At 71.1% G+C, this 12,153-nt stretch carries 14 protein-coding genes; 6 read left to right on the top strand and 8 right to left on the bottom strand.

Going from position 1 to position 12,153, the window contains the following annotated elements; genetic code table 11:
* Window positions 1-12 precede the first annotated feature (12 nt).
* From R2740_RS11385 to R2740_RS11375, 3 genes are all read left to right on the top strand, one after another.
* Window positions 13-693 carry a CoA pyrophosphatase gene (locus R2740_RS11385; RefSeq protein WP_371302799.1) on the top strand — a complete coding sequence of 227 codons (681 nt, stop codon included), beginning with the start codon at window positions 13-15 and terminating at the stop codon, window positions 691-693.
* Window positions 690-1,559 carry a MarP family serine protease gene (locus tag R2740_RS11380; protein WP_371302798.1) on the top strand — a complete coding sequence of 290 codons (870 nt, stop codon included), beginning with the start codon at window positions 690-692 and terminating at the stop codon, window positions 1,557-1,559. The genes R2740_RS11385 and R2740_RS11380 overlap by 4 nt, the downstream gene beginning before the upstream one ends.
* A gap of 150 nt (window positions 1,560-1,709) precedes the next feature.
* Window positions 1,710-1,865, top strand: coding sequence for a hypothetical protein (locus R2740_RS11375; protein WP_371302797.1), 156 nt, complete (start codon window positions 1,710-1,712; stop codon window positions 1,863-1,865).
* A gap of 27 nt (window positions 1,866-1,892) precedes the next feature.
* On the opposite strand, the gene R2740_RS11370 is transcribed toward R2740_RS11375, so the two are convergent.
* On the bottom strand, window positions 1,893-2,291 hold the full coding sequence (locus R2740_RS11370) for a phage holin family protein (RefSeq protein WP_371302796.1): 399 nt from the start codon (window positions 2,289-2,291) through the stop codon (window positions 1,893-1,895).
* Window positions 2,292-2,451: 160 nt separating this feature from the next.
* Between R2740_RS11370 and nhaA the strand changes: the two genes are divergently transcribed.
* Window positions 2,452-3,801 carry a Na+/H+ antiporter NhaA gene (gene nhaA, locus R2740_RS11365; protein ID WP_371302795.1) on the top strand — a complete coding sequence of 450 codons (1,350 nt, stop codon included), beginning with the start codon at window positions 2,452-2,454 and terminating at the stop codon, window positions 3,799-3,801.
* Here nhaA and acs read toward each other — a convergent pair.
* The 4 genes from acs to R2740_RS11345 form a co-directional block, all read right to left on the bottom strand.
* Complete coding sequence (acs, locus tag R2740_RS11360; RefSeq protein WP_371302794.1) at window positions 3,764-5,734, bottom strand: acetate--CoA ligase; 1,971 nt, start codon at window positions 5,732-5,734, stop codon at window positions 3,764-3,766. The two genes, nhaA and acs, sit on opposite strands and share 38 nt — an antisense overlap.
* Before the next feature lie 242 nt (window positions 5,735-5,976).
* Complete coding sequence (locus R2740_RS11355) at window positions 5,977-6,675, bottom strand: hypothetical protein (RefSeq protein ID WP_371302793.1); 699 nt, start codon at window positions 6,673-6,675, stop codon at window positions 5,977-5,979.
* A 1-nt stretch (window position 6,676) separates the two neighbouring features.
* Window positions 6,677-7,675 carry a VC_2705 family sodium/solute symporter gene (locus tag R2740_RS11350; RefSeq protein WP_371302792.1) on the bottom strand — a complete coding sequence of 333 codons (999 nt, stop codon included), beginning with the start codon at window positions 7,673-7,675 and terminating at the stop codon, window positions 6,677-6,679.
* Window positions 7,672-7,950, bottom strand: coding sequence for a DUF4212 domain-containing protein (locus R2740_RS11345; protein WP_371302791.1), 279 nt, complete (start codon window positions 7,948-7,950; stop codon window positions 7,672-7,674). Before R2740_RS11345 ends, R2740_RS11350 begins: the two co-directional genes overlap by 4 nt.
* A gap of 206 nt (window positions 7,951-8,156) precedes the next feature.
* Here R2740_RS11345 and R2740_RS11340 point away from each other — a divergent pair, with 206 nt between their 5' ends.
* A complete protein-coding gene (locus R2740_RS11340; protein ID WP_371302790.1) occupies window positions 8,157-8,582 on the top strand; it encodes a hypothetical protein in 426 nt (141 codons plus the stop codon).
* 7 nt (window positions 8,583-8,589) lie between these two features.
* Window positions 8,590-9,384: a GNAT family N-acetyltransferase gene (locus tag R2740_RS11335; protein WP_371302789.1), complete on the top strand. Its 795-nt coding sequence runs from the start codon at window positions 8,590-8,592 to the stop codon at window positions 9,382-9,384.
* A gap of 69 nt (window positions 9,385-9,453) precedes the next feature.
* Here R2740_RS11335 and R2740_RS11330 read toward each other — a convergent pair whose 3' ends face one another.
* The 3 genes from R2740_RS11330 to R2740_RS11320 are packed head-to-tail and all read right to left on the bottom strand — an operon-like array spanning window position 9,454 to window position 12,088.
* Window positions 9,454-10,980: a cation acetate symporter gene (locus tag R2740_RS11330; RefSeq protein WP_371302788.1), complete on the bottom strand. Its 1,527-nt coding sequence runs from the start codon at window positions 10,978-10,980 to the stop codon at window positions 9,454-9,456.
* Window positions 10,977-11,351 (bottom strand): DUF485 domain-containing protein, encoded by a 375-nt coding sequence (locus R2740_RS11325; protein ID WP_371302787.1) that lies wholly within the window; start codon window positions 11,349-11,351, stop codon window positions 10,977-10,979. Before R2740_RS11325 ends, R2740_RS11330 begins: the two co-directional genes overlap by 4 nt.
* Window positions 11,348-12,088: a LytR/AlgR family response regulator transcription factor gene (locus R2740_RS11320; RefSeq protein WP_371302786.1), complete on the bottom strand. Its 741-nt coding sequence runs from the start codon at window positions 12,086-12,088 to the stop codon at window positions 11,348-11,350. The genes R2740_RS11325 and R2740_RS11320 overlap by 4 nt, the downstream gene beginning before the upstream one ends.
* Window positions 12,089-12,153: the final 65 nt, after the last annotated feature.

The following is a 12,153-nucleotide window of genomic DNA, read 5'->3' as shown; positions in this document are numbered from 1 at the left end:
TGGCTGGCTCCGGTGCGAGACGCCGCGGTGGGTCTCGGCGCGGCCGACCTGACCCGGCTGGTGCCACCGGAGGATGCCAGCCCGCGTCGTGGGGCGGTGCTGATCCTCTTCGGTGAGACCGAGGCCGGGCCCGACCTGCTGCTGACCGAGCGGGCCCACCACCTGCGCCACCATCCCGGGCAGGTCTCCTTCCCGGGCGGGGCGCTGGAGGACGCCGAGGACGCCGTGGCAGCGGCGCTGCGCGAGGCGGAGGAGGAGACGGGTCTGGACGCCGCCGGCGTGGAGGTCTTCGCGGAGCTGCCGGAGCTGTGGCTCCCCCCGAGCAACTTCGCGGTGACGCCGGTGTTGGGCTGGTGGGCGCAGCCGAGCCCGGTGAGCGTCGTCGACCCGGGCGAGGTGCACGCCGTCCTCCGCGAGCCGGTGGCCGAGCTGACCGACCCCGAGCACCGCTTCATGACCCGGCACCCGCGCACCGGCTGGCTCGGGCCGGCGTTCTGGATCGGCGAGGGCAAGGACCTGCTGCTGTGGGGCTTCACCGCGGGCGTGGTGTCGCGGCTGTTCGACCACGCGGGCTGGACGCGCCCGTGGGACCAGACCCGGGTGCGTGACCTTCCCGATTCGATGCTGCAAGGTGGTCTCACGCGTGCCGCGCTCGAAGGCCCGGCGGATGACCGCTCCGAGGAGCCGCGGTGAACCTGCTCGACTGGGTGCTCATCGTGCTCGTCTTCGCCTACGCGCTGTCCGGCTACTGGCAGGGCTTCATCACCGGCGCCTTCGCCACGGCCGGCCTCCTGCTCGGTGGGCTGTTCGGTGTCTGGCTGGCGCCGAAGGCGCTCGGCGACGCGGCGCCGTCGGTGTGGGTGTCGATGGGGGCGCTGTTCATCGTGATCCTGGCCGCCTCGCTCGGCCAGGCTGCGATGCAGTACGCCGGCGCACACCTGCGCGACCGGATCACCTGGCAGCCGGTCCGTGCCGTCGACGCCGTCGGGGGCGCCTTGCTCAGCGCCGCCGCCGTGCTGCTGGTCGCCTGGGCGCTCGGGGTGGCGATCTCCGGGTCACGTCTCGGCGGGATCACCCCGCTGGTGCGCGACTCGGCCGTGCTCGGCAAGGTCGACCAACTGCTCCCCCAGCGAGCAGGTCAGGTGCTCCACGCCTTCGACAACGTGGTGGGGGAGAGCTTCTTCCCCCGCTACCTCGAGCCCTTCGCGCCGGAGCGGATCGTGCCGGTGCCGGCGGGCCCGCAGCGGCTGCTGAAGGACCCCGACGTGCTCGACGCGGGTGCGAGCGTGGTCAAGGTCCGCGGCGAGAACCGCTGCGGCCAGGGGGTGGAGGGGTCGGGCTTCTTCTACAGCCCCGGACGGGTGATGACCAACGCCCACGTGGTGGCGGGCGTGACCGACGTCGAGGTCTCCGCCGAGGGCGGCGACCCGGTGTCGGCCACGGTGGTGGCCTATGACCCCGACCTCGACATCGCGGTGCTGTCCGTCGAGGAGCTCGCGGACCCGCTGCCCTTCGACTTCGACGTCGCCGAGCGCACCGGCGTCGCCATCCTGGGCTAGCCCCTGGTTGGCCCGTTCGACGTCGAGACGGCGCGGATCCGCGCCGAGCAGCGACTCCGTTCGCCCAACATCTATGGCAGCAGCACCGTCGTCCGCGAGGTCTTCTCGCTGCGCGGCAACGTGCGACCGGGCAACAGCGGCGGGCCAATCGTGACCTCCCGCGGCGAGGTGGCCGGGCTGGTCTTCGCGGCGTCGGTGACCGACCGCCAGACGGGCTACGCGCTGACGGCCGACCAGCTGCGCGAGACCGCCGCGGCGGGCCTCGAGGGCGACGCCCCGGTGTCGACGGGCGCCTGCGCGGGGTGACCCTGCGCGGGGTGACCCTGGGCCGCGTCAGCTCCGCTTGAGGGCGGCGGCGGTCTCCTGTGCCTGGTGGATCGCGCGCTCGGGGGCCTTGACGCGCTTCACCTTGCGCAGCCCGACCAGCGCCAGGATCCCCGCCAGCAGGAGGTAGAAGCCGAACACGATCAGGAACGCCCAGTGCAGCGCGAGGCCGTGGCCGTTCCAGTTGATGAGGAACGCGATCGCGATCGAGAGCATGATCAGGCTCATCACGCCGAAGAAGCCGGCCGCGGCGAACAGACCGAGGCCGGTGCCGCCGTTCTTGATGCTCACCTGCAGCTCGGACTTGGCCAGCTGGATCTCCTGCGAGATCAGCGTGGAGATGTCTCGGCTGGCATCGGTGACGAGACGACCGATGGTCGGGTCGCTGTCCTTGACCGGGTAGCTCATGGGTCCCTCGCTCCGTGTCGCTGATCCGCTTCGACCCTACACAAGGGCACGCCACCGAATCGGGCCAGGGACCCCGGGCCCGATAGGATCGCCGCGGAGCGCCGGGAAGCCTGGTCGGCACGTACGACGACCGCTGCCCGCTCTCGTCCGGAGGCCCCCCATGTCCGACACGTCCTTCGTCCGCCGCTTCTTCCCCGACCTCGACCCGCGGGAGCGCAGCTTCCTCGGTGACCTGTTCCGCCAGGAGACAGTCGGCGGCGCGCTGGCGCTCATCGCGGCGGCGGTGGCGCTGGTCTGGGCCAACGTGTCGGAGCCGTCGTACGACTCGTTGCGGCACTTCCTGGTCGGCCCGCTCGACCTCGAGCACTGGGCGGCCGAGGGAGCGCTGACGCTGTTCTTCTTCGTCGCAGGGCTGGAGCTCAAGCGGGAGTTCGTCGTCGGGTCGCTGCGGCGACCGGCCGACGCCGCGGTCCCGGTGGTGGCCGCGATCAGCGGCGTGGCCGTGCCGGCGCTGGTCTACCTCGCGGTCAACGCGGGGGGCGAGACCGGCGGCTGGGCGATCCCTGCGGCCACCGACATCGCCTTCGCGCTGGCGGTGCTGGCGGTCGTGGGCTCCAACCTGCCGACGTCGCTGCGGGCCTTCCTGCTCACCATGGCGGTCGTCGACGACCCGATCGTCGTCATCATCATCGCGACCTTCTTCACCGAGGAGGTGCACCTGCTCGCGCTCGCCGGCGGCGCCCTGGCGCTCGCGGCCTACGGCCTCGGGCAGCGGTTGCGGTGGAGCAGCCCGCTGGTCTTCGTGCCGCTGGCCGTGGCGGCGTGGTGGGGCGTCCACGAGGCCGGCATCCACGCGACGATCGCCGGCGTCGCGCTGGGTCTGCTCACCCGGGTCCGTCGCGACGAGGGCGAGGAGCACAGCCCCGCGGAGCACCTCGAGCACCTCCTCGCGCCGGTGTCGTCGGGCGTCGCCGTGCCGGCGTTCGCGCTGCTCACCGCGGGCGTCCCGCTGAGCGGCGGAGCCGACCTGGTGCGCGACCCGGTGGTGCTCGGCGTCGTGGCCGGCCTGCTCCTCGGCAAGCCGATCGGGGTGCTGCTCGGTGCGTGGTCGGTCACCCGCTTCACCCATGCCGAGCTCAACCCCGACCTCGCCTGGCGCGACCTGTTCGGGGTCGCGATCCTGGCCGGCATCGGCTTCACGGTGTCGCTGCTGGTCTCCGACCTGGCCTTCGCGGGCGACCTGCAGGAGGCCGCCAAGGTCGGCGTCCTCGCCGGCTCGCGCTCGATGACGAAACGCTTCATGGTGGTTCTCCTTGTGTCGGCCCGGCGACCCTGTGCCACCGGGATGACACCAGCGTCGTTCGGACCGCCCGCCCAGGCATCGGGAGAACATCCCCATCTTGGGCCCGCCGTCAACGTGACGGGCGGCGCACCCCCCGGTGGGTTGTGCGCCGCCCTGATCGTGGTGGGGACTACTCGTCGGAGGACGAGCCGCCCTCCTTGGACTTGATCAGGTCCATCACGGTGGAGTCGGCCAGCGTGGTGACGTCGCCGACCTCGCGGTGCTCGGCGATGTCCTTCAGCAGCCGGCGCATGATCTTGCCGGAGCGGGTCTTGGGCAGCTCGGGCACGACCATCACCTGGCGCGGCTTGGCGATCGGGCCGATCTCGTGAGCCACGTGGTTGCGCAGCTCCTGGACGATGTCCTCGCCGCCGTCGCCGGCGGACTCGCGCAGGATCACGAACGCGCACACGGCCTGGCCGGTCATGTCGTCGGCGGCGCCGACGACCGCCGCCTCGGCGACCTTGGGGTGGGAGACCAGCGCGGACTCGATCTCGGTCGTGGACAGCCGGTGGCCCGACACGTTCATCACGTCGTCGACCCGGCCGAGCAGCCAGACGTCGCCGTCCTCGTCCTTCTTGGCGCCGTCGCCGGCGAAGTAGAGGCCTTCCCACCGCGACCAGTAGGTGTCCTTGAAGCGCTGGTCGTCGCCCCACAGCGTGCGCAGCATCGCCGGCCACGGCTCGGTGAGGACGAGGTAGCCGCCGGAGCCGTTGGGCACCGAGACCGCGTTGTCGTCGACGACGTCGGCGGAGATGCCGGGCAGCGGGGTCATCGCCGAGCCGGGCTTGCCGTGGGTGACGCCCGGCAGCGGCGAGATCATGATCTGGCCGGTCTCGGTCTGCCACCAGGTGTCGACGATGGGCGCCCGGTCGGCGCCGATGTGCTCGCGGTACCAGACGTAGGCCTCGGGGTTGATCGACTCACCGACCGACCCGAGCAGCCGGATCGAGGAGAGGTCGAACTGCGCCGGGATGTCGTCGCCCCACTTCATGAACGTCCGGATGGCCGTGGGGGCGGTGTAGAAGATCGTCACGCCGTACTGCTGGATGACCTCCCACCAGCGGCCCTTGTGCGGGGCGTCGGGAGTGCCTTCGTACATCACCTGGGTGACGCCGTTGGCCAGCGGGCCGTAGACCATGTAGGAGTGGCCGGTGACCCAGCCGACGTCGGCGGTGCACCAGTAGACGTCGGTCTCGGGCTTGAGGTCGAACACCTCCCAGTGCGTGAATGACGTGCCGACCAGATAGCCGCCGGTGGTGTGCAGGATGCCCTTGGGCTTGCCGGTGGTGCCGGAGGTGTACATGACGTAGAGCGGGTGCTCGGAGTCGTGCAGCTCGGCCTCGTGCTCGGCGGGCTGGGCGTCGACCAGCTCGTGCCACCACACGTCGCGGTCGTCGTTCCAGGCCACGTCCTGGCCGGTACGCCGGACCACCAGCACCTTGCGGACCAGGTCTCCGGTCTTCTCGCAGGCCTCGTCGACGGCGGGCTTGAGGGCCGACGGGGCGCCGCGCCGGTAGCCGCCGTCGGAGGTGATCACGACGTGCGCGTCGCAGTCCTCGATCCGCGAGGCCAGCGCGTCGGCCGAGAAGCCCCCGAAGACCACCGTGTGCGGGGCCCCGAGGCGGGCGCAGGCGAGCATCGCGATCGCGGTCTCGGGGATCATCGGCATGTAGATGGCGACCCGGTCGCCCTTCTGCACGCCCAGCTCGATGAGGGCGTTGGTGGCCTTGCAGACCTCGTCCTTGAGGTCGGCGTAGGTCAGGTCGCGGGTGTCGCCCTCGGGCTCGCCGACCCAGTGGAAGGCGACCTTGTCGCCCTTGCCGGCGGCGACATGGCGGTCGACGCAGTTGACCGCGGCGTTGATGGTGGCCCCGGTGAACCACTTGGCGAACGGCGGGTTCGACCAGTCGAGCACCTGGTCCCAGCGCTGCCCCCAGTCGAGCCGCTCGGCGGCCTGCTCCCAGAAGGCCAGCCGGTCCGCCTCGGCGCGCGCGTAGGCCTCCTCCTTGACGTTGGCGTCCGCGGCCAGGTCGGCGGGCGGCGGGAAGCTCCGCTCCTCGTGCAGGAGGTTGGAGAGGGTCTCGGACTGGTCGCTCACGGCGTCTCCTCGTGGTTGGTCCGTGGTGGGGATGCTGGGCCGGCACCCGGATTCAGCATCGGCGGTTGAGGTTGGTCCTTGGCTGGTCAGCCTAGTCCTGGCAGCAGTGGCCCAGGTCACACGCATCAGCCGGGAACGCCACCCGGCGGCGAGGGTTGCGCCGGAGTTCTCCGGAACAGAGCCTCGCCGCCGGGCGGGTGTCTTCTCGTCGACGTCCCGTGCGGGACGTCACGTCGGACGGGTCAGTGCAGGTCCTCCCCGGAGGCGTGCCGGGCGACCAGCTCGGTGCGACCGGGGAAGCGGATCTCCTCGACCAGCTCCTGCATCTCGGCGGAGGGCTTCGCGGTGAACTGCGACACGATGATCGTCACCGCGAAGTTGATCAGCATGCCGATGGTGCCGAAGCCCGTGGCCGGGATGCCCCAGATGCCTTCGCTGGCTCCCCAGATCGGGATCGTCCACCAGATGTAGATCATCGTGATGACCAGACCCGTGATCATGCCGGCCGCGGCCCCTGCCGCCGTGCACTTCTTCCAGAAGATGCCGAGCACGAGGATCGGGAAGAAGCTTGCGGCGGCCAGACCGAAGGCCAAGGCGACCACCTGCGCCACGAAGCCAGGAGGGTTGATGCCGAGGTAGCCGGCGACCACGATCGCCGCAGCCATCGCGATCCGGCCCACCATCAGCTGCTGCTTCTCGGTGGCCTGCGGGTTGATCTTCTTGTAGTAGACGTCGTTGGCGACGGCCGAGGAGATCACCAGCAGCAGGCCGGACGCGGTGGACAGCGCGGCGGCGAGACCACCGGCGGCCACCAGTCCGACGATCGGCGCCGGCAGGCCGCCGATCTCGGGAGAGGCGAGCACGATGATGTCGTTGTTGATGGCGACGTCGCCGTAGGTCAGCGTCGCGTTGGGGTCGAGCTGCGAGATCGGTGCCGCCACCTCACCCCGCCTGGGTGATCAGTCCGACGTCGGACCAGGTCGTGAACCAGTCGGGCGCCGTGGCGACGGTGAAGCTCTGCAGCTCCTGCATGATCTCGAGCTTGGTGAACGCCGCCACCGAGGGAGCGGTGGTGTAGAGCAGCGCGATGAAGAACAGCGCCCACAGGGCGGAGTAGCGCGCCGCCCGCACGCTCTTGGCGGTGTAGAACCGGACGATCACGTGCGGCAGGCCGGCGGTGCCGAACATCAGCGCCGCGGTGATCAGGATCATGTTGGGCATCGTGATCTGGCCGAAGGCCTGCGTGTAGGTCGACCCGAGACCCAGGTCGGTCTGCAGCCCGTTGAGCTCGTCGAGGATCTTGCCGAAGCCGATCTGCGGCAGCGGCACACCGGTGACCTTCTGGGACACCGCGACGGCCGGGATCAGGTAGGCGATGATCAGCACGGTGTACTGCGCCACCTGGGTCCAGGTGATGCCCTTCATGCCGCCGAGCACGGCGTAGAAGAACACGATCGCCATGCCGATGACGACGCCCCAGGTGGTGTCCACCTTGAGGAACCGGGTGAACACCAGGCCGACACCGGCCATCTGACCGGCGACGTAGACGAACGACACGACGATCGCCGCGAGCACCGCGATCAGGCGCGCGGTCTCGTTGTAGCGGTCACCGACGAAGTCGGGGAGCGTGTACTTGCCGAACTTGCGGAGGTACGGCGCCAGCAGCAGGGCCAGCAGCACGTAGCCGCCGGTCCAGCCCATCAGGAACACCGAGCCGCCGTAGCCGTTGTAGGCGAGGCCGACGATGCCGGCCAGCGAGATGAACGAGGCGGCGCTCATCCAGTCCGCCGCGATGGCGGCGCCGTTGGCGGGCGCCGGGATGCCGCCGCCCGCGACGTAGAAGTCGGCCGTGCTCTTCACCCGGCTCGCGTAGGCGATGTAGATGTAGAGGCTGAAGGTGAGGACCGTGAAGATCAGCGTCCAGAGCTGGATGGTGCTCACGAGTGGTGCACCTCCTGCTCGTACTCGTCGATGCCGTACTCCGCGTCGAGCTTGTCCATCCGCCACACGTAGATGGCAATCAGGATCACGAACACGATGATCGAGCCTTGCTGGGCGAACCAGAAGCCCAGCGGGAAGCCCATGAAGCTCACCTTGTTCAGCTGCTCGACGAAGAGGATGCCCGCGCCGAAGGACACCAGTGCCCAGACGGTCAGCAGGCTGGCCATCAGGCGTAGGTTGCGGCGCCAGTACTCCTGGCGCTGACTCTGGTCCATAGGACTGCCTTTCCGGTCGAAGTGGTACCTCGTCTCGCGGCCGGCCCGTCCCCCGGTCGACCCGCGCGCGTTCTGCGCAGAACATCGCCAGGCCGGATGTCCGGTCAAGGCTGCGATGTGGCTGGGGTCACAATTTGCGACGAGTGGTCGACCTGGGGCGACGAGTGGTCTCCCGCCGAGGGAGCAGGCGCCGTAGGGTCGAGGGCATGGCCCAGGACACCTCAGTACCGCCCTCGACCCGCCCCGTCGTGCGCCGCAGGGCCGACCCGGGGCGGCGTCAGCTGCTGATCGCGAGCCTGATGGTGGTCTTCGGGTCGTTCATGCCCTGGATCTCCACGTCGCTGGGCTCGATCTCGGGGATCCGCGGTCCCGGGCTGTGGACGTTCTACTTCTCCATGCTCGGCATCGCCGGCGTGCTCATCCCGTGGCGCCGGGTGGCCGGGGTGCAGGCGCTGCTCTTCGCCGGCGTGGCCGTGGCGCTGCCCGTGTGGCAGCTGGTCCGGCTCTACCGGCTGGTGCAGTTCCAGGGCTGGTTGCCCGGTCCGGGCCTGGTGCTGGTCTTCGGCGGCGGCGTGCTGGCCGCGGTGGCCGCGCGGAAACTGTTGGCACCGCCGGCCGAGCCCCCGGCATGATGCGCGGGTGCGCGACGACTTCCTGAAGGCCTACGACCGGCAGCTGCGCGGCGAGGGTGAGGTCGGTGGCGCCGTCCGAGCGGAGCGGCACGGGCCGCTGTGGTGGGCGGAGTTCGACGACGGCTGGGGGTTCGTGACCTACGCCGACGCCGCGGCGGTGCCCGGCGCCGAGGTCGACGCCTTGGTGGCCGAGACGGTCGCGCACTTCCGCGACGCGACGTCGGTGGAGCGGTTCGAGTGGAAGACCCGCGGTCACGACCTCCCGGCGGACCTCGGCGAGCGGTTGGTCGCCCACGGCCTGGTCGCCGACGAGGAGGAGACGGTGATGATCGGCGAGGCGGCGGCGCTGGCCGTGGCCGTCGAGCTGCCTGCCGGAGTCGTCGTACGCCGGGCGGGGGTGGGGGGCGGCCTGGCCGATGACGTCCGCCGGGCCAGGGCCATGCAGGACGAGGTGTTCGGGCGCGGCCCGGGCCGTAGCCTGGAGGCCGCGGTCGCCGAGCTCACCGACACCGACGAGGCGCAGTTGTGGCTGGCCGAGGCCGGAGGTGCCGTGGTCAGCGCCGGCCGGCTGGTGCGCGTCCCCGGCACGGAGTTCGCCGGCCTCTGGGGTGGTGCGACGCTCGCCGGGTGGCGCGGCCGGGGGATCTACCGGGCCCTGACCTCCGCTCGGGCCGCCGCCGCGCTGGACCTGGGCGTGCGCTACCTCCAGAGCGACTGCACCGCGATGTCCCGGCCGATCCTGGAACGCTCCGGCCTGGTCGCCGTCACGACCACCACGCCCTACCTGTGGGAGCGCTCCTGAGCGCGCCATCTTCTGCACGTCGGGGCACCATTTCCCGCATCTCGCGGGACGGTTTCCGGCATGTCGCGGTCAGCCGCGGTGCAGGGGGACGCCCTCGGGGGCGTGCAGGCGGATCATGAAGGTGCGCACGTGCGGCGACCGGCGCTGCGGGGTGAGCAGCGAGACGCCGACCATGGTGAGGAACGCGAGGGGGACCGTCCAGGCGGCCGGCTGGGCGAGGAACGCCGAGAACCACGACGAGCCGCCGACGCTGAAGAAGGTGCGCACCACCGCGATGCCGGAGAAGAAGCCGCCCACGAGGAGTCCGGCGTAGGCGCCGGCGTCGGTCAGCCGCGACCACCAGATGCCGAGCACGAGCAGGGGGCAGAACGTCGAGGCGGAGACCGCGAACGCCAGCCCGACCGCGGTCGCCACGCCGACGTTCTGGGCGGCCACGGCCAGGGCGTAGGGCAGGACCACGGCGACCACGGCGGCGAGCCGGAACGCCGTCACACCGGGAAGCCATCGCTGCATGACGTCCTGGCTGATGACGCCTGCGACGGCCACGGTCAGACCCGAGGAGGTGGAGAGGAACGCGGCGAAGGCGCCGGCGATCAGCAGCGCGCTGAGCAGCTCGCCGAGGGTGCCACCGATCATCCGCGACGGCAGCTCCAGGACCACCGCGTCGGAGCGGCCGGCGGCGATCAGGTCGCCGGCATAGATCCGGCCGAGGGCGCCGTAGACCGGCGGCAGCACATAGAACATGCCGAGCAGCCCGAGGACCACCAGCGTGGTCCGGCGCGCGGCTCGGCCGTCGGGGTTGGTGTAGAAGCGGACCACCACGTGCGGCAGTCCCATGGTGCCGAGGAACGTCGCGATGATGATGGAGTACGTCGTGTACAGCGGGTGGCTGGCCGCCCCGGCCCCGTGCCCCGACAGCGGGTCTGCCCAGCTGCCGGTCTGGGTGGCGACGTCGTAGACCGGGTTGGCCGGGGACGGTGAGCCGTCGCCCATCCACACCAGCAGCAGGAAGACCAGGGGCACCAGCAGGGCGGTCAGCTTCAGCCAGTACTGGAAGGCCTGCACGAAGGTGACCGACCGCATGCCGCCCGACAGCACGCTGGCCAGCACCACGGTCGCGACCACCAGCCCGCCGGTGGGGGCGTCGATCCCGGTGGCCAGGCGCAGCGTGAACCCGGCGCCCTGGAACTGCGGGATGAGGTAGAGCCAGCCGATCGCCACCACCAGCAGCGAGGTCAGCGCGCGGACCTGGCGCGAGCCGAGCCTGGCCTCGGCGAAGTCGGGGAGGGTGTAGGCGCCCGAGCGGCGCAGCGGTGCGGCGACCAGCACCAGCAGCACGAGATAGCCCGCCGTCCAGCCGACGGGGTACCACAGCATGTCGGCGCCGAAGGTGAGGATCAGCCCGGCCACGCCCAGGAACGACGCCGCGGAGAGGTACTCCCCGCCGATGGCGGAGGCGTTGAGCCCCGGGCGGACCGTCCGCGAGGCGACGAAGAAGTCGGAGGTGGTGCGGGAGAAGCGGAGACCCCAGATGCCGATGCCGAGGGTCAGCACCGAGACCACGACGACCGCGGTGATGCCGCCGGCATGGCTCATCGCTCGACCAGGTCGGAGAACGAGCGCTCGTGCCGCTCGGCGCGGCGGACGTAGAACCAGCCGAGCAGCAGCAGCACCGGATAGACCAGGAACCCGAGCAGCCCCCAGGTCAGCGGCATCCCGAACAGCGTGCGCCCGAGCAGCTGCGGCGCGATCGTGAACAGCAGTGGCAGGCAGCCGACGATCAGGCCCAGGGACACCAGGATCCCCAGCGACAGTCGCAGCTGGGCCCAGAGCAGGGACCGGACGTAGACCTCGCCGAGCTCGGTCTGCTCGTCGATCTCCTGCACCAGCAGCTGCGGACGGCGCCGCGCGTCGGACCGCGGAGCGGTGACCCGGACGCGCGGTGGCGGCTGACCGGTCCCCGTCACGAGGACGATCCCGGCCGGTGGCGCCGGACCAGCAGGTCGCGCAGCTCGCGGGTGTGCCGTCGGCTCACCGCCAGCTCCTGGCCGGCGATCATCACCGTGCACCGGCCCGAGTCGGTGCGGATCTCCTCGACATGCGGCAGGGACACCAGCAACGAGCGGTGGATCCGCACGAAGCCCGCCTCGCGCCACTCCGCCTCGAGCGTCGTGAGCGGGGTGCGCAGCAGGTGGCTTCCCTCGGCGGTGTGCAGGCGCGCGTAGTCGCCCTGGGCCTCGACGTAGCGCACGTCGGCGCGAGAGATGAAGCGGGTCCGTCCGCCGAGCTCGACCGCGATCTGGTCGTCGGTGCGGGGAGCCGAGCGGCCCGGACCCTCGACGATCCGCCGCACCGCCTCGGCGAGGCGGTCCTCGCTGACCGGCTTGAGGACGTAGTCGACGGCGTTGAGGTCGAAGGCCTCCACCGCGTGCTGGTCGTGGGCGGTCACGAACACCACCGGCGGCGGCGTCTTGAAGCGGGAGAGCACCTGAGCCAGCTCCAGCCCCGACAGCCCGGGCATCGAGATGTCGAGGAGGACCGCGTCGATCTCCAGGTCCTGCAGCACCCGCAGCGCCTCGGTCGCGGAGTCGGAGGTGAGCACGCCCCGCACCCGCGGGTCCTGCTTGAGCAGGAACGACAGCTCATCGAGGGCCGGACGCTCGTCGTCGATGACGAGCACCCGCAGTCCTGCGGTCTGGCTCATGCGTGCACTCCCGGGTCTGCCGTCCGGTCGACACTATGACAGGAGAGGCGTCCCGCGGGAGAGGT

Origin of the sequence: Nocardioides sp., from assembly GCF_041393715.1 — a bacterium.
In the GTDB taxonomy this organism is placed as follows: Bacteria; Actinomycetota; Actinomycetes; order Propionibacteriales; family Nocardioidaceae; genus Nocardioides.
This window is presented reverse-complemented; position numbering and strand designations above follow the sequence as displayed.

What these genes read in the sequence shown, in the direction of transcription:
- R2740_RS11370 (WP_371302796.1), bottom strand. Translation starts at nt 2,291, where the DNA reads ATGAGCTACCCGGTCAAGGACAGCGACCCGACCATCGGTCGTCTCGTC.
- nhaA (WP_371302795.1), top strand. Translation starts at nt 2,452, where the DNA reads ATGTCCGACACGTCCTTCGTCCGCCGCTTCTTCCCCGACCTCGACCCG.
- R2740_RS11345 (WP_371302791.1), bottom strand. Translation starts at nt 7,950, where the DNA reads ATGGACCAGAGTCAGCGCCAGGAGTACTGGCGCCGCAACCTACGCCTG.
- R2740_RS11340 (WP_371302790.1), top strand. Translation starts at nt 8,157, where the DNA reads ATGGCCCAGGACACCTCAGTACCGCCCTCGACCCGCCCCGTCGTGCGC.
- R2740_RS11330 (WP_371302788.1), bottom strand. Translation starts at nt 10,980, where the DNA reads ATGAGCCATGCCGGCGGCATCACCGCGGTCGTCGTGGTCTCGGTGCTG.
- R2740_RS11320 (WP_371302786.1), bottom strand. Translation starts at nt 12,088, where the DNA reads ATGAGCCAGACCGCAGGACTGCGGGTGCTCGTCATCGACGACGAGCGT.